Here is a 15,807-nt window from a genome sequence, read left to right on the forward strand (position 1 = left end):
TCGTACGAACTGCTCGGGGTCACGAGGTGGAGGCGGGGCGCGATGACGGCGGACACGGTGCGGTGGGGGATCCTGGCGACCGGCGGGATAGCGGGCGCGTTCACCGCGGATCTGATCGACCTGCCGGACGCGGAGGTCGTGGCGGTGGCGTCCCGGTCGGAGGCGTCGGCGAAGGCGTTCGCGGAGCGGTTCGGGATCCCCCGGGCCTACGGCGACTGGAACGCCCTGGCGCAGGATCAGGACATCGATGTCGTCTACGTCGCGACCCCGCACACGGCGCACCGGACCGCCGCCGGGCTGTGTCTCGCGGCCGGGCGGCACGTGCTGTGCGAGAAGCCCTTCACGCTGAACGTGCGCGAGGCGGAGGAACTCGTCGCGCTGGCGCGGGAGCACGGGCGCTTCCTGATGGAGGCGATGTGGATGTACTGCAACCCGCTGGTCCGGCGGCTCAAGGCGCTCGTCGACGACGGGGCGATCGGCGAGGTGCGCAGCGTCCAGGCCGACTTCGGGCTGGCCGGCCCGTTCCCGCCCTCGCACCGGCTGCGGAACCCGGAGCTGGGCGGCGGCGCGCTGCTCGATCTGGGCGTGTATCCGGTGTCGTTCGCGCAGCTGCTGCTCGGGGAGCCGTCGGACGTCGTGGCGCGGGCCGTGCTCTCCGAGGAGGGCGTCGACCTCCAGACGGCGGCGGTGCTCTCCTTCGACAGCGGCGCGCTCGGTTCGGTGCACTGCTCCATCGTGGGCGGCACGGCGACCTCCGCCTCGGTGACCGGCTCCCAGGGCCGGATCGACATCCCGCACGGGTTCTTCTTCCCGGACCGTTTCGTCCTGCACCGGGACGGCCGCGACGCCGAGGAGTTCACGGCCGACCCGGCGGACGGGCCCCGCAACAGCATGCGCCACGAGGCGCTCGAGGTGATGCGGGCCGTGCGCGCGGGTGAGACGGAGTCCCCGCTGGTCCCGCTCGACGGCACGCTCGCCGTGATGCGGACGCTCGACGCGATCCGCGACCAGGTCGGCGTCCGCTACCCGGGCGAGGCCCCGGACGAGGACCTCACGACGGAGCTCACGCCCGCCTGAGCTCCGCTCATGCAGGGGACCGGGGTGTTGCTCCCGTACGCTGCGGGCCCATGAATGCCAAGGACAATGCGATCGCGGTGGTGACCGGGGCGGGTTCCGGCATCGGCCGGGCGGTCGCCGTGGAACTGCTGCGTACGGGCTGGTCGGTGGCGCTGGCGGGCCGGCGTGCGGAGACCCTGGAGGAGACGGCGGCCCTGGCGTCCGGTGGCACGGACGAGGGCGTACCCGCCGGGGCGGCCGGGGGCGTACCCGCCGGGGCGGCTCTCACCGTACGGACGGACGTCTCACGCCCCGAGGACGTGAGCGCCCTGTTCGCCGCGACCGTCGAACGCTTCGGCCGGGTCGACCTGCTGTTCAACAACGCGGGCACGTTCGGCCCGGGCGGGGTGCCGGTCGAGGAACTGCCCTACGAGGCCTGGCGGCACGTGGTGGACACCAACCTCAACGGGGCGTTCCTGTGCGCGCAGGCGGCGTACCGGCAGATGAAGGAGCAGGACCCGCAGGGCGGCCGGATCATCAACAACGGCTCGATCTCCGCGCATACGCCCCGTCCGCTGTCGGTGGCCTACACGGCGACCAAGCACGCGCTGACCGGCCTGACGAAGTCCCTCTCCCTGGACGGGCGGCCGTACGGGATCGCCGTCGGGCAGATCGACATCGGCAACGCCGCAACCGACATGACGTCCCGTATGCAGACGGGAGCCCTCCAGGCAAACGGGGAAGTCGCCCCGGAACCGGTCATGGACGTCGCGGACGTGGCCCGCACGGTGCGGCACATGGCGGAGTTGCCGCTGGAGGCGAACGTGCAGTTCGCGACCGTACTGGCGACGGCGATGCCGTACGTCGGACGCGGCTGAGCGCACGGCGACATTCGTCAACTCATCAACATGCACAATCGGAATGCGAACGTCCGCACTATTGCGGCCGATAGGGAGCCTATGCTCAAATCTCCTACACCAAAGCTTCACACTTGGAGCAGAGAGCTCCCGTCGGCCACATCCAGGGGGGTGGCGGCAGTCGTTCCACGGCACCGGGTGGGGGTGGATTCCGCGAGGGACCGCGGAGTACGCACCGGTGCGCGTGGAACGACTGCCGCCCACATCAAGGATCGGACGGGGGATCACCGCCCGAGCAGCCGGTCGACCTCGGTGAGCTGCGCGCCCGTCAGGGCCCCCTTCTCAAGAGCCCCCGCGTTCTCCTCCGCCTGGGCGACCGACCGGAAACCGGGGATCGGAACCGTGCGCGGGCCGCGTGCCCACAGCCAGGCCAGGGCGCCCTGGGCGAGCGTGCGGCCCTCGCTGGTGAGGATCTCCCTGAGGGCGTCGACACGGGCGAGCCACTCCGGGTCGGCGCCGGAGTCACCGAATCCCCGCAGCCATTCCGGGGGCCTGCTGCGGATGCCCCCGCCTCCAACGCCTGCCCGTCCCGGCGCTTGCCGGTGAGCAGCCCCATGGCCAGCGGGCTGCGGTTGATGCTGGCGAGGCCCGCCTCCTCGCACAGCCTCAGCATCTCGGGAGCGTCCTGGAGGACGTTGAGCGCGTGCTGGACGGCGGCACAGTGCGGGCCTTCGGCGAACACGCAGGCGCGTGCGGGGTCGTCGGTGCTCCACGCGTAGGCCCGTATCAGCCCCTCGCGGACCAGTTCCTCGCACGCCTCCCGGAGCAGGACGGCCTGCTCGGGAGCGGCGTCGGACAGATGGAACTGGTAGAGGTCGACGTAGTCGGTGCCGAGCCGGCGCAGGGACGCGGTCAGGGCGCGGCGCAGATAGGCCGGCGAGTCGTCGCTCCCGGTGAGGGTGCGGGCGTCCTCGTCGAACACGTTGCCCCACTTGGTGGCGACGACGGCATCGGCCCTGCGCTTGCCGAGGGCCCGGCCCAGCACCCGTTCGCTGTGCCCGGCGCCATAGGTGTCGGCGGTGTCGAAGAAGGTGACGCCCAGGTCGAGGGCGCGCCGCACCGCCCGTACCGACTCCTCGTCGTCGACCCTGCCCCGGCCGAGCGGCTGCCCGTCCGCGGCCTGCCATTCACCGCCGATCGCCCAGCAGCCGAAGCCGAGTGCGCTCACCTCGATGCCGCCGCGTCCCAGCGGCCGTGTGGTCTCCATGCCGGGCGAGGCCAGGAGTTGGAGCGCACACGAGGACAAGCCCCGCAGGGGGCGGGGTCAGGCCTGACCGGTCTCGAAGCGCGTGATGCGGCCGTCGTCGTCCACCTGGAAACTCCACCGGGTGCGCATCTCGCCCCAGGTGTCGTTGCTGTAGCGGGCGAGGAGGGAACGGCCGCCGTTGGACTCGTTGTCGACCTCCATGTGGCCGTGGGAGGCGAAGATCTCCCGGTCCACCCAGTCGGCGAGGTCGCGGTCGGACCCGTCGTCGGTCATGGTCGCGCCCGGCGCGAGGACCTCCATGAAGCTCTCGCGGTCGTGGTTGTTCACGGCGGTCACGAAGGCCCGGACGGCCGGATCGCTGAGGCGCGTGGTCTGAATCGTCATGCGAGCAGCCTCGTACCGGCCACGGCTCCACGCCACCGGTGCCACCCGAACGGCGTCCCCCGGGGCTCCGCCAGGTGTAGCCACGGCTCCACGCCACCGGTGCCACCCGAACGGCGTCCCCGTGGGTTCCGCCAGGTGTAGCCCGGGGTCGCGAGTGCGACGGTGGAACCCGGCGAGAGCTGCCCTTCTGTCCCTGCTGTCCGCTCCGGGAGACGACGTGACGCGTAACGACCGACGTGATCTGGGTCTGCTGCTGCTCCGGCTGGGGGCAGGCGGCACGCTGGCCGCCCACGGGGCGCAGAAGCTGTTCGGCTGGTTCGGCGGGCACGGCATCGAGGGGACCGGCCAGTTCATGGAGTCCATCGGCTACGTCCCCGGCAAGGCGAGCGCGACGGCGGCGGGCCTCGCGGAGACCGGCGGCGGCACGCTGCTGGCCCTGGGCCTGGCCACCCCGGCCGCTGGCGCGGCGGCGGCCGGCGCGATGGCCGGCGCGGCGGCGGTGCACGCCCCGAACGGCTTCTTCAACCAGGGCGGCGGCTACGAGTACGCGGCGACGCTGGGCCTGACGGCGGCGGGCCTGGCCATCACCGGCCCGGGCCGCCTCTCCCTGGACCACCTGCTCGGCCACGCGGTGAACCGCGGCTGGATGATCCCGGTGGCCTTCGCGGCGACGGCGGCGGGCACGGCGGTGGTGGTGGGGGCCCGGGCGCGGCGGCTGCGGAAGGCGAAGGAGGGGGAGCAGGAGGCGTTGTTCGAGGAGGAGTACATGGAGTAAGGGGCCGGCGGGCCGGGACCCGGGGCGTTGTCAGTCCCGCATGGCAGGCTGCGCCCCCATGAACGAACAGTCCCCCGCCCCTGACCTCTGGTCCACCATCGACGCTCTGTGCGAGTGGCTCGACACCAACCGTCCCGTCGAGGGCCGCGAGGGCCTCCTCCTTCGCATCCTCAAACTCTCCGAGGAGGTGGGCGAGGTCGCGGAGGCGGTGATCGGGGCGACGGGGCAGAACCCGCGCAAGGGCGTCACGCATACGTGGGAGGACGTGGAGGCGGAGTTGTGTGATGTCGCCATCACGGCGTTGCTGGCGTTGCGGACGCTTACGCCGGAGGCCCCGGAGGTGTTCGCACGTCACCTGGAGCGGGTGACACGACGGTCCACGGCGCGGTCGGCACAGGCGGACGTTCCGCGTCAGTCGCTCTGATCACCGGATACCGCACAAGAGCCCGTTCACCCTTCCCCGGCCGGGTCACGCTGCGGTGAAAGGCGCCCGTCCTGCCTTCACAGCGCATCCACCGCGCTCACCTTCCACCCGTCGCCCGTGCGGTCCATCGTCATCCGCACCCGGTTCTGGTCCAGGCGGGACCCCGGCACCTGGGTGCTCTCGGTGACCTGGTTGACGAAGAGCAGAACCACGACCTTGTCAGGAGAGGCCGAGACGACGGAGGCGGCAGGTGCACCGCCGGAGCCGGGGGCGGCGACCCTTGCCTTCACGACGCCGTGGTACTTCTCGGCCGTCGGGGCGACCACGGTCTTCGTGGTCTTGCCGTACTCGTCGCGGAAGTCGCCCGTCAGGTGGGCGCGGGCCCTCGAGAAGTCCTTGTCCAGGTGGCGGTAGTCGTACGACAGGACGATCGGTGCCGCTTTGCGCGCGGCCGTGAGCGCCTCGGTCCGGGCGGACTCCGTCAGGCGGCCGTCGCGGTACTGCCATCCCAGGGCGGCCAGCGCGACCAGGCCGACGACGAGCAGGACGGCCAGGAGCAAGGCGAGCGGCCTCCGACGGCCGCCGGGGCGGGGCTCGCTCGGTTCCTGTGGCGCGTCTTCCTCGAACGCCTCCGGTGACGGCTCCGGCGGGTCGTCCCAGCCGTCCTTCGGGGCCTCGACGAGGACCGTGCGTCCGGCGCGGGGCCGCTCGGCCCGGCGCGGGGAATCCTCGTCGCCGGCCGTCGCCGCGCCCGCTTCACGGTGGCCGCGCTCCGCGCGCTTCGCCGCCGCGCGGGCGGCCGCCGTCATGGTGCGGCGGGCGCCGGGACCGGGGGCGCGGCGGGTGGTCGTCTTCGGCATGGTGGTACTCCTCGTCGGTGCTTGTCGGTCGGCGGATCGGCCCGTGGATCAGCCGACGAACTCGACGTCGGACGTCAGCCAGCGGCCGTCCTTGTGTACGAGGTCGAGCTGGAGCCGGTACGTGCGCGCCTCTCCCCCGGGCACGGCGGTGTTGGTCACCTTGCTGTCGGCGACCACCAGCACACGGGCCGAGTTCTCGTCGGAGCGGACGATGCCCGCCTCCAGAACCTGGCCCTCCGACACGGACTTGTTCTGGGCCACCAGCTTCGTCAGCTGCTCCGTCTGGGCGGTGAACTGCTTCTTGAAGGCGCCGGTCGCACCCGCCAGGACATTCGTGCTGTCGCGGTCGTAGTGCCGGTAGTCGAGGGAGGTGAAGTTCAGTGCCGACTGGCGGGCCGCGGCCAGGATGCCCTGGCGCCGTTGGTCCGCCTCGCGCTGTTCGTGGATGACGAAGGTCAGCCAGAGCGCCAGTGCTGTGGTGATGACGGTCGCCGCGACGAGTCCCGCCGTCATCACTCCGGGTCGCACCGGCCTCATGCCATGGGACCAACGAGCAGCCATTGCCACGACTCCTTTCCGAACGCGGCCTGCTGGCCGCCCGCCGAGCCGATCTCGACGTTCCTTCCGTCCGGGCCGGTGGTGGTGCCGGTCTCCGGGTCGTACGGGGTGACGTACGCCGCCTGGTTCGCGCCGCCGTCCGCGGTCGACGCGCCCGGGGCGTTCTGCGCGCCGCGCACCGACGACTCGCTGCCGCGTGGGAGCGTGCAGCGGGCGTCGGTGTTCGCCTCGCGTGTGCTGGTGTCCGCCGGGTCGCGGCGGGCCGTGCCGTATCCCTGGGTGCAGGCCGGCGGTTCGTCGGCGTTCAGCACCAGGCCGAAGTGGGTGGTGCCGTCGCCGGGGACGACCGTGTAGCTGCCCGCCACCGTCAGCGGGAAGGTGACGAGGGCCTGCTCCACGCCGGGGAGGCGGGCCAGCGTGACCTGGCCGCCGCTGATCAGGTTGGCCAGCAGGACCGACAGCTGCGGCCCGGTCGCCTTCAGCAGCGAGTTCAGTTCCTGCGCCGCCGGCCGCGCGTTTCCGATCAGCTTGCGCAGGTCCCCGTCACTGGCCTTCAACTGGGCTGACAGCGCCGCCAGATCGCGCGCGAACGACTTGATCGACGAGCCCTGGTCGGCCTGCGTCTTCAGGACCGTCCGTGAGTCCTCGATCAGGTCGATCGTCTCCGGCAGCGCCTCGGACGCCGACTCGACCAGGGTGTTGCCCGAGTCCACCAGGCGGCCCAGGTTCGGTCCGGTGCCGGCGAACGCCTTGCCCAACTCGTCGACCGTGACCCGCAGGTCGTCCTTGCCGACCGAGTTCACCAGGCGGTCCAGGCTGAGGACCATGTCCGTCGTCGACAGCGGCACCCGTGTGCTCTCGCGCGGTATCGTGCTGCCGTCCAGCAGGTACGGGCCGTGGGAGGCCCGGGGCTGGAGGTCGACGTACTGCTCACCGACCGCCGAGCGGTTCGCCACCACCGCCAGCGTGTCCGCCGGGATGTGCGGCGCCCCGTCCTCGATGTCGAGCGTGACCGAGACCCCGTCCTGGCCGGCCAGGCGCAGTGCGCCGACCTTGCCCACCGGCACCCCGCGGTAGGTGACCTCGGCGCCGGGGAACACGCCCCCGGAGTCGGCGAAGTCGGCCCGCACGGTGTAGCCGCGGTCGAGGACCTCGTCCACCAGGCCCGTGTACTCGGCGCCGACGTACGACACGCCCACGGCGGTGAGGGTGGCGAAGGCGACCAGTTGCGCCTTGACCGTACGGGTGATCACGGCTGGACCCCCTTCAGCATCAGCTCGGCGAGTTCGAGGTTGATCCCCTCGGCCCGGTAGCCCCCGGTCCGGTAGCCCCGGGGGCCGTAGCCGGCGGTGCACACCGGCGGGCACAGCGGGTCGTCGCCGCTCGAGGGGGCGGACGGGGACGACGGCACCGTCGGACTGCTCGGCAGCGCGGTGGGCTTCGGCACGCCCGGCACGTCCGGGAGATCCGGTGCGTCCGGCAGGTCGGGGGCCTCGGGAAGCTCGGGCACCCGGGTGTCTCCGCCGCCTCCGCCGCCCGGCTCGTCCGTCAGGTTGCCGTAGATCCCGGCGAGATCGAGGTCCGCGGTGAGGTGCAGGTTGACGTAGTCACCCTTGATGGCGTCCACCGCGTTGCGCGGGAAGGGGTAGGTGGTGAGCAGTTCCAGGGAGTTGGGCAGGTCGCTGCCCGCCTTGTTGAGCTGTCGCAGGATCGGCCGGAGCCGCTTGAGGTTGGCGACCGTGTCGTCGTGCGAGGCGTTGACCACCTTGGTGCCGGTCCTGCCCAGCTTGGACAGGGCGGTGAGCATCCTCGTCAGGTCGCGGCGCTGTTCGGCCAGGACCTTCAGGGCGGGCGGCATCGTGTCGACGGCCTCGGCGATCGTCTTCTTCTCCTTGCCCAGCCGTTTGGCCAGCCGGTCCACGGCCTTCAGCGCGCGGACGATGTCCTGGCGCTGGTCGTCCAGGCCGCCGATGAAGGTGTCGAGCTCCTTGAGCAGGGACTTGACCCGGTTCTCCCGGCCTTCCAGGGCCTTGTTCAGTTCCGTGGTGATCGTCTTGAGCTGGGCCACGCCGCCGCCGTTGAGCAGGGCGGACAGGGCGGACAGCACCTCCTCGACCTCCGGGTTGCGGCCGCTGCGGGACAGCGGGATCACATCACCGTCGCGGAGCCGGCCGACCGGTGCGCTCTCCGGCGGCCCGGACAGCGCCACGTACTTCTCGCCGAGCATGCTGGTCTGCCGCAGCTCGGCGATGGCGTTGGCGGGCAGCTTCACCGCGTCGGCGACCCGGAGGCGGACCCTCGCGTGCCACCCCTCCAGCTCCACCTTCTCCACCGCGCCCACGGTGACGTTGTCGACCTTGACCGACGACTGCGGAACCAGGTCCAGGACGTCGCGGAACTCGACGGTGACGTGGTAGGCGTGGCCGTCGGCGGCGGCTCCGCCGGGGAGCGGGACGTCGTACCAGCCGTTGAACTCGCAGCCGGACAGGAGCACCGTGCCGACGGCCGTCCACGCGACGGCCCCGCTCTTGAGGGGCCTCATGCGCTCGCCCCCAGGATTCCGCCGAGGGTGCGGTCGACCGTGCCGGCGCCCGAGGTGGCCCGGGGCACTTCGGGCAGGGAGTCGAAGAGGTCCCGCAAGTCCCCGCAGTCGGTCTTCTCCCCGGTCGTCTTCAGGATCGAGCACAGCAGTGAGGCAGGATCCTGCGGACGGTCCGGGTTGTTGCGGGTGTCGAGGGTGCCGGCGGAAGGGTTGTAGGCGTTGTGCAGGTTCGACACGCCCGTCGGCGCGACCTCCAGCAGCTCCTCCAGCGCCGCCCGTTGGGTGACGAGCACCTTGGTCACCTTGCTCAGGCCCTCCACGTTCGACGTCAGCGACTTCTTGTTCTTCTTCACGAAGGCGGACACGTCACCGAGCGCCGTGCCGAGGTGTTTCAGCGCCGCCGCCAGGTCCTTGCGCTCGCCCGCGAGTTGCCCGGCGACCTTGGCGAGGCTGCTGTTGAACGACCGCACGCTCTTGTCGTCCGCCGCCAGCGCCGCCGTGAACACCTGGAGGTTGCGGACCGTGCCGAACAGGTCCGTGCGGCCGTCGGAGAGGGTCGTGACCGCCTCCGAGAGGTCCTTCACCGTCTGGTGCAGGTTCTCGCCCTGGCCGTCGAGGTTGTCGGCGCTGACGCCGAGCAGCCGTGAGAGGGCGCCGTCCTTGTTGGCGCCCTCGGGGCCGAGCGCCTCTGCCGTGGTGTGCAGGCTGTCGAAGACGCGATCCAGTTCGACCGGCACGGCCGTGCGCGACTCGGGGATCTCGTCCCCGTCCCGCAGTACCGGGCCGCTCCGGTACACCGGCAGCAGCTGCACGTAACGGTCACTGACCACCGAGGAGTTGATGATCGCGGCCTGCGCGTCCGCCGGGACCTTCCGGTCCGCGTCGTACTCCAGCTCCACCCGCACCCGGCCGCCCTCCGGCGTGATCTTCCTGACCTCGCCGATCCGCACGCCCAGCACGCGGACGTCCGAGCCGGGGTAGATGCCGACGGTACGCGGGAAGTACGCCGTGACGCGGGCCGGTTCGGTCCGCGGCCACAGGACGTAGGTGAGTGCGGCGACCAGGGTCAGGGCGGTCAGCAGGGCCGCGCCCTTCTTCCAACGGTTGCTCACTGCGCGCCCCCCGTCTGCCTCCGCGGCACCACCGGGGCGGCGACCAGGTTCTGGACGTAGGAGTCGAACCAGCGGCCGTTGCCGAGGGTGTTGGTGAAGACCCGCACGTAGGGCGCCAGGAGCTCGATGCTCCGGTCGAGGCTGGACTGGTTGCGTTCGAGCATCTTCACCACGGTGTTGAGGCCCTTGAGCGCGGGCCCGACCTCCTTCTCGTTGTCCTGGACCAGGCCGGAGAGCTGAATGCCGAGCGCGGCGGAGGTCTTCAGCAGCTTGTGGATCGCCGTACGCCGCTTGCTGATCTCCTTGAACAGCTTGTCGCCGTCCTCGACCAGGGCGGTGAAGTCGCCCGACCGGTCGGCGAGTACACCCGTCACGCCGTTCGCATGGTCGAGGAGCTCCCCGAGGGCCTTGTCGCGCGAGGCCACGGTCCGGGAGATCTTCGACAGGCCCTTGATGGACTCCCGTACCTCCTGCGGTGAGTCCTCGAAGGTGGTGGAGATGGTGTCCAGGGCCTTGGCCAGCCGGTCGGTGTCGACCTTCTCCGTCGTGGTGGTGAGATCACTGAACGCCTGCACGACGTCGTAGGCGGGGACAGTCCGCTTCAGCGGGATCTCGCTGCCGGGCTCCAACCGGCCCCGCCCCCTGGGGTGCAGGGCGAGGTACTTGGCGCCGAGGATCGTCTTGACCCGGATCGACGCTCCGGTCCCGGTGCCGAACGCCGGCTCGCCCTTGATCTTGAAGGTGACCTTGACATGGTCGCCGTCCAGGTCGACCTCCTCGACCTTGCCGACCTTGACCCCGGCGATCCGCACCTCGTCACCCGGCTTGAGACCGCCCGCCTCCGCGAAGGCGGCACTGTACGTCTCGCCGTCGCCGATCACCGGCAGGCGGTCGGCGTTGAACGCGGCCGCGGTCAGCAGCGCCAGGACGGTGAGCCCGACGGCACCGATGAGGACGGGGTTGCGCTCGCGGAAGGGCCCGAGGCGCGGACGGCGGAGCCGTATCCTCGGCAGCTTCGGCGGGTCGACGCGGACCTTGACCAGCGGCTGCGGACGCGGCTTGCGGCGCGGCAGGAGCCGTGTCCTCGGCAGCCGTACTCTCGGGAGCTTCGGCGGGTCGATACGGACCTTGACCAGCGGCTCCGGGCGGTGCTTGCGGCTCATGCCCCACACCTCGCCCTCGCCACGTGCATCTCGGGGGTGAGCACCTGCTTCGTTTTCGGCAGCACGATCCGGCCGTCGAAGTCGCACAGGTAGAAGTTGAACCACGATCCGTAGGACGCCGTCCCCGTGAGCTCGCCCAGCTTGTTCGGCAGCCTCTTCAGCACGCCCTCCACGGTCTTCTCGTTGTCGTTCAGCGTCCCGGTGAGGTCGGTCAGTTCCGCGATGTCGTCCTTCAGCGGCGGACGCGCGTCCTTCAGCAGCCCCGAGGTGGCCTCCGTCAGATCGCCGATGCTCACCAGCGACTCCCCGATGGGCTTGCGGTCGGCGGACAGGCCCGAGATGACCCGGCGCAGTTGCTTGAGCAGTCCGGAGAAGCGGGCGCCGCGCTTGTCGAGCGTCTTCAGCACGGTGTTGAGGTTGTCGATCACCGAGCCGATCAGCTTGTCGCGGCCGGCCAGCGTCGTGGTGAGCGACGCCGTGTGCGTGAGCAGGCTGTTGACGGTGCCGCCCTCGCCCTGGAGGGTCTTGATGATCTCGGTGGCGAGCTGATTGACGTCCTTCGGGCTGAGCGCGGCGAACAGCGGCTTGAAGCCGTTCAGCAGCGCGTTCAGGTCGAGGGCGGGCTGGGTGCGCGCGAGCGGGATCGTGCCGCCGGGGCGCAGCCGGGTGCCGTCGCCGGCGCCCTCGGTCAGCGCGACGTACCGCTGCCCGACCAGGTTGCGGTAGCGGATGACGGCGCCCGTGCTGGTGAGCAGCGGCCGGTCCTGGCCGGCTGTGAAGGTGACCTCGGCCAGCGTCCGGTCCTTGATGCGGATGCCCTCGACCTCGCCGACCCGCACTCCGGCCACCCGGATGTCGTCGCCCTCCTCCAGGCCGGTGACGTCGCTGAAGACCGCGCGGTACTCGTGCTCGGGGGTGAAGGAGATGTTCACGATGGTGGCGGCGAGCAGGGCTGTCGCCACCACCGTCACCAGTGCGAAGAGACTGAACTTGATCAGCGGGGCGGCGGTCTGCCGGGCTCCTGCGGTGCTCATGCGACGCTCACCGCCGTCCCGCGCGCCATCGGCCCGAACAGCAGCGTCGCGACCGGCGGCACCTCGTCGGCGGGCACGCCCAGCACCGGCGCCACGAGCGAGCCGACAGCCCGCTGCTCGGCCCGGGTGGCGGAGACGCCCAGCGGACCGCCCGAGGACGAACTCGCCCCCTTGGAACCGTCGTCGAGGTGGGGGCCGGGCGCCGGCACCGGAGGGTGCGGCAGATCACGGCAGTTGGGGCCCGACCGCTCGCCGTAGCGCGGTTCCTCACCCGGTTCGTACGCGCCCTGCGGCCGTACGACCTCCAGCGTGATGTGCATCTTTCCGCCCTTGAACGCCTCCTCGGACGCCTTCTCCTGCCGGACCAGGCCGGCCAGCAGACAGGGGTACTGCGGGGAGTAGCGGGCGAACAGCTCCAGCGTGGGGCGGGAGACCCGGCCGAGGGTGATCAGCCGGTCGCCGTTCGCGTCGAGGAAGTCCTCAGCGGTGCCCGCGACGGTGGCCGTGCTCTTCAGTGCCGCCGCCAGCCGGTCCTTCTGATCGACGATCGTCCGGCTGGTGGTGACGGTGTTGCGCAGGATCTCCATCAGGTCGGGCGCGGCGTCGCCGTAGACCTCGGCGACGTCGGCGAAGCGTGCGATGTCCTCTTTGAGGGACGGCAGGTGCGGATTGAGGCGGCGCAGGTAGGCCTCCACTCGCGTGAGGTTGTCGCCGATCCGGTCGCCGCGGCCCTCCAGGGCGGTGGCGAACGCGGAGAGCGTGGCGTTGAGCTTGCCGGGCTGGACCGTCCGCAGCAGGGGCAGCAGGTCGTTCATCAGCTGCTGGACCTCGATGCCGACGCGCGTGCGGTCCTGGGTGATGACGTCACCGGCGCGAATGGGCCGGCCCGATGAGCCGCGCGGTGCGACCAGGTCGACGTACTTCTCACCGAACAGCGTCTTGGGCAGCAGGCGCGCGTGCACGTCGGACGGGATGTGGGCGACGTGCTCCGGCTTCAGCGCGATGTCGAGCGTCGCCTTCGTGCCGTCGGCCCGCACCTCGCGCACCTCGCCGACCAGCAGCCCGCGCAGCTTGACGTCGGCCCGCAGATCGAGCTGGTTGCCGAGGCTGTCGGCCTCCAGCGTGATCCGTACGACCGGCGTGAACGCCTGCCGGTAGACGGCGACGGACAGGGACAGCAGCAGCGCGAGCACGGCGATGAAGACGACGCCGTACAACCGCAGTCTCAGCACCTTCATCCGGCGGCTCACCCCGCGATCCGTACGGTCGTGCTGGCGCCCCAGATGGCCAGCGACAGGAAGAAGTCCAGGACGTTGATCGCCACGATCGAGGTCCGCACCGCGCGGCCCACCGCGACGCCGACGCCCGCCGGGCCGCCGCTCGCGTAGTAGCCGTAGAAGCAGTGCACCAGGATGATCAGGACGGCGAAGACCAGCACCTTCCCGAAGGACCACAGCACGTCCACCGGGGGCAGGTACTGCTGGAAGTAGTGGTCGTACGTGCCCGTGGACTGCCCGTAGTAGCCGGTGGTGATGGTGCGGGCGGCCAGGTACGAGGACAGCAGCCCGATCACGTACAGCGGGATGACGGCCACGAACCCGGCGATCATCCGCGTCGTCACGAGGAACGGCAGCGAGGGCACGCCCATGACCTCCAGCGCGTCGGTCTCCTCGCTGATCCGCATCGCGCCGAGCTGGGCGGTGAACCCGGCGCCGACGGTCGCGGAGAGCGCGAGCCCGGCCACCAGCGGGGCGATCTCACGGGTGTTGAAGTATGCCGAGAGGAACGCCACGAAGTTGGAGGCGCCGAGCTGGTTGAGCGCGGAGTACCCCTGCAGCCCCACTTCCGTGCCGGTGAAGAACGACAGGAAGGCGATCACGCCGACCGTGCCGCCCACGACGGCGAGCGCGCCGCGGCCGAAACTCACCTCGGCGAGCAACCGCAGGATCTCCTTCTTGTAGCGGCGCAGGGTGCGGCCGGTCCAGGCCAGTGACCGCCCGTAGAAGGACAGCTGGGCACCCAGCTCCTCCAGACGACTCAGCAGCGCCATGCCTCAGCCCCTCTGCGGAACGACTTGGAAGTACACGGCGGTCATCACGAAGTTCGTCACGAACAGCAACATGAAGGTGATCACCACCGACTGGTTCACCGCGTCGCCCACACCCTTGGGTCCCCCCTTCGCGGTCAGCCCCTTGTAGGAGGCGACGATCCCGGCGATCGCACCGAACACCAGCGCCTTGACCTCGGCCGCCCACAGGTCGGAGAGCTGGGCGAGCGTGGTGAAGGAGGCCAGGTAGGCGCCGGGAGTGCCGTTCTGGAGGACGACGTTGAAGAAGTAGCCGCCCGCCACGCCGACCACCGACACCAGGCCGTTGAGCAGCACCGCCACCAGCATCGACGCCAGCACGCGGGGAACGACCAGCCGGTGGATGGGGTCGATGCCCAGCACCTGCATCGCGTCGATCTCGTCGCGGATCTTCCGCGCCCCGAGGTCGGCGCAGATCGCCGTGCCGCCGGCGCCCGCGATCAGCAACGCGGTGACGATCGGCGAGGCCTCACGCAGCACGGCGAGCACGGAGGCCGCTCCGGCGAAGGACTGGGCGCCCAACTGCCGGGTCAGGCTGCCGATCTGCAGCGCGATGACCGCCCCGAAGGGGATGGAGACCAGGGCCGTCGGCAGGATCGTCACGCTCGCGACGAACCACGCCTGCTGGATGAACTCCCGTGCCTGGAAGGGCCGTCGGGGGATCGTCCGGACGACGTCCAGCGCCATCGCGAAGAGGCTGCCGGAGTGCCGCAGCGCTCCGGCCGGTGACAGGCTCATGCGCCGGCCACCTCCTTCTGGTCGAGCTGGGCCTCGCGCCGTGCGATCGCCTGCCAGCGGGGCGGCCGGGTGATGCCCGGTCCCGGCAGCAGGCGGGGAGTCAGCTCCTGCCCGCGCGCGCTGTCGTCGATCTGCGCGAGCTCCTGCTCGACCTGCGCCGCGTCCTTCTCCTCCGCCATGCCGATCGGGCCCTGCATCCGGCCGTTCAGGAACTGCCGTACGACGGGCTCGTCGCTGGTCAGCAGCTCTTCTCGCGGCCCGAACATCACCAGCTCGCGGCGGAACAGCAGCCCGATGTTGTCCGGCACCTGGCGGGCCGAGGCGATGTCGTGCGTGACGATCAGGAAGGTCGCGTCGATCTGGGCGTTGAGGTCGACGATGAGCTGGTTGAGGTAGGCGACGCGGACCGGGTCCAGGCCCGAGTCGGGTTCGTCGAACAGGATGATCTCCGGGTCCAGGACGAGGGCCCGGGCCAGCCCGGCGCGCTTGCGCATCCCGCCGGAGATCTCACCGGGCAGCTTCCCTTCCGCCCCGATCAGCCCGACCATGTCCATCTTCTCCAGCACGATGCGCCGGATGTCGCTCTCGGACTTGCGGGTGTGCTCGCGCAGCGGGAAGGCGATGTTGTCGTACAGGTTCATCGAGCCGAACAGCGCGCCGTCCTGGAACAGCACGCCGAAGAGCTTGCGCACCTCGTACAGGTCGTGCTCGCGGAGCTTGGTGATGTCCCGGCCCTGGATCGTGATGGAGCCGCGCTCCGGCTTCAGCAGTCCGACGAGCGTCTTGAGGAAGACCGACTTGCCCGTGCCCGAGGGGCCGAGCATGACCGAGACCTCCCCGGCGGGCAGCGTCAGCGAGACGTCCTGCCAGATGACCTGGTGGCCGAAGGACTTGGTCAGCCCTTCCACACAGATCTCGACACCCATCCGGTCCACCCTTCAGCCCATGGAG

Annotated in this window: 16 protein-coding genes and 1 pseudogene; 4 read left to right on the top strand and 13 right to left on the bottom strand. The window is 70.9% G+C overall.

Going from position 1 to position 15,807, the window contains the following annotated elements; all coding sequences use genetic code 11:
- Positions 1–42 precede the first annotated feature (42 nt).
- Both QOL88_RS11090 and QOL88_RS11095 read left to right on the top strand, forming a co-directional pair.
- Entirely contained in the window at positions 43–1,077 is a 1,035-nt protein-coding gene (locus QOL88_RS11090) for a Gfo/Idh/MocA family protein (protein ID WP_097216279.1), read from the top strand.
- A 50-nt stretch (positions 1,078–1,127) separates the two neighbouring features.
- A complete protein-coding gene (locus QOL88_RS11095) occupies positions 1,128–1,934 on the top strand; it encodes an SDR family oxidoreductase (RefSeq protein ID WP_097216280.1) in 807 nt (268 codons plus the stop codon).
- Between the two features lie 263 nt (positions 1,935–2,197).
- Here QOL88_RS11095 and QOL88_RS11100 read toward each other — a convergent pair.
- Together QOL88_RS11100 and QOL88_RS11105 are read right to left on the bottom strand one after the other, a co-directional pair.
- A pseudogene (locus tag QOL88_RS11100) lies at positions 2,198–3,180 on the bottom strand (aldo/keto reductase).
- A 57-nt stretch (positions 3,181–3,237) separates the two neighbouring features.
- On the bottom strand, positions 3,238–3,564 hold the full coding sequence (locus tag QOL88_RS11105; protein WP_097216281.1) for a hypothetical protein: 327 nt from the start codon (positions 3,562–3,564) through the stop codon (positions 3,238–3,240).
- 217 nt (positions 3,565–3,781) lie between these two features.
- Here QOL88_RS11105 and QOL88_RS11110 point away from each other — a divergent pair, with 217 nt between their 5' ends.
- Both QOL88_RS11110 and QOL88_RS11115 read left to right on the top strand, forming a co-directional pair.
- A complete protein-coding gene (locus tag QOL88_RS11110) occupies positions 3,782–4,339 on the top strand; it encodes a DoxX family protein (RefSeq protein ID WP_097216282.1) in 558 nt (185 codons plus the stop codon).
- A gap of 58 nt (positions 4,340–4,397) precedes the next feature.
- Positions 4,398–4,763: a MazG-like family protein gene (locus QOL88_RS11115; protein ID WP_097222936.1), complete on the top strand. Its 366-nt coding sequence runs from the start codon at positions 4,398–4,400 to the stop codon at positions 4,761–4,763.
- Positions 4,764–4,840: 77 nt separating this feature from the next.
- On the opposite strand, the gene QOL88_RS11120 is transcribed toward QOL88_RS11115, so the two are convergent.
- The 11 genes from QOL88_RS11120 to QOL88_RS11170 are packed head-to-tail and all read right to left on the bottom strand — an operon-like array spanning position 4,841 to position 15,782.
- Positions 4,841–5,623 (bottom strand): Rv1363c family protein, encoded by a 783-nt coding sequence (locus QOL88_RS11120; protein ID WP_097216283.1) that lies wholly within the window; start codon positions 5,621–5,623, stop codon positions 4,841–4,843.
- 48 nt (positions 5,624–5,671) lie between these two features.
- Positions 5,672–6,136 (bottom strand): Rv1363c family protein, encoded by a 465-nt coding sequence (locus QOL88_RS11125; RefSeq protein WP_097216284.1) that lies wholly within the window; start codon positions 6,134–6,136, stop codon positions 5,672–5,674.
- 20 nt (positions 6,137–6,156) lie between these two features.
- Complete coding sequence (locus QOL88_RS11130) at positions 6,157–7,434, bottom strand: MCE family protein (protein ID WP_097216285.1); 1,278 nt, start codon at positions 7,432–7,434, stop codon at positions 6,157–6,159.
- Positions 7,431–8,723: an MCE family protein gene (locus tag QOL88_RS11135; RefSeq protein ID WP_097216286.1), complete on the bottom strand. Its 1,293-nt coding sequence runs from the start codon at positions 8,721–8,723 to the stop codon at positions 7,431–7,433. The genes QOL88_RS11130 and QOL88_RS11135 overlap by 4 nt, the downstream gene beginning before the upstream one ends.
- Positions 8,720–9,835, bottom strand: coding sequence for an MCE family protein (locus tag QOL88_RS11140; RefSeq protein ID WP_097216287.1), 1,116 nt, complete (start codon positions 9,833–9,835; stop codon positions 8,720–8,722). The genes QOL88_RS11135 and QOL88_RS11140 overlap by 4 nt, the downstream gene beginning before the upstream one ends.
- Entirely contained in the window at positions 9,832–10,998 is a 1,167-nt protein-coding gene (locus tag QOL88_RS11145) for an MCE family protein (RefSeq protein ID WP_257027709.1), read from the bottom strand. Before QOL88_RS11145 ends, QOL88_RS11140 begins: the two co-directional genes overlap by 4 nt.
- On the bottom strand, positions 10,995–12,032 hold the full coding sequence (locus tag QOL88_RS11150; protein ID WP_097216288.1) for an MCE family protein: 1,038 nt from the start codon (positions 12,030–12,032) through the stop codon (positions 10,995–10,997). Before QOL88_RS11150 ends, QOL88_RS11145 begins: the two co-directional genes overlap by 4 nt.
- The gene (locus QOL88_RS11155; protein WP_097216289.1) at positions 12,029–13,270 is read right to left on the bottom strand and encodes an MCE family protein; all 1,242 of its coding nucleotides are present in this window, start codon (positions 13,268–13,270) and stop codon (positions 12,029–12,031) included. Before QOL88_RS11155 ends, QOL88_RS11150 begins: the two co-directional genes overlap by 4 nt.
- Positions 13,271–13,278: 8 nt before the next feature.
- Complete coding sequence (locus tag QOL88_RS11160; protein WP_097216290.1) at positions 13,279–14,082, bottom strand: MlaE family ABC transporter permease; 804 nt, start codon at positions 14,080–14,082, stop codon at positions 13,279–13,281.
- A 3-nt stretch (positions 14,083–14,085) separates the two neighbouring features.
- Positions 14,086–14,856: an MlaE family ABC transporter permease gene (locus QOL88_RS11165; RefSeq protein ID WP_033306010.1), complete on the bottom strand. Its 771-nt coding sequence runs from the start codon at positions 14,854–14,856 to the stop codon at positions 14,086–14,088.
- A complete protein-coding gene (locus QOL88_RS11170) occupies positions 14,853–15,782 on the bottom strand; it encodes an ABC transporter ATP-binding protein (RefSeq protein WP_097222938.1) in 930 nt (309 codons plus the stop codon). The genes QOL88_RS11165 and QOL88_RS11170 overlap by 4 nt, the downstream gene beginning before the upstream one ends.
- Positions 15,783–15,807 lie beyond the last annotated feature (25 nt).

This window comes from Streptomyces sp. Ag82_O1-12, from assembly GCF_900182715.1.
Lineage (GTDB): Bacteria > Actinomycetota > Actinomycetes > Streptomycetales > Streptomycetaceae > Streptomyces > Streptomyces massasporeus.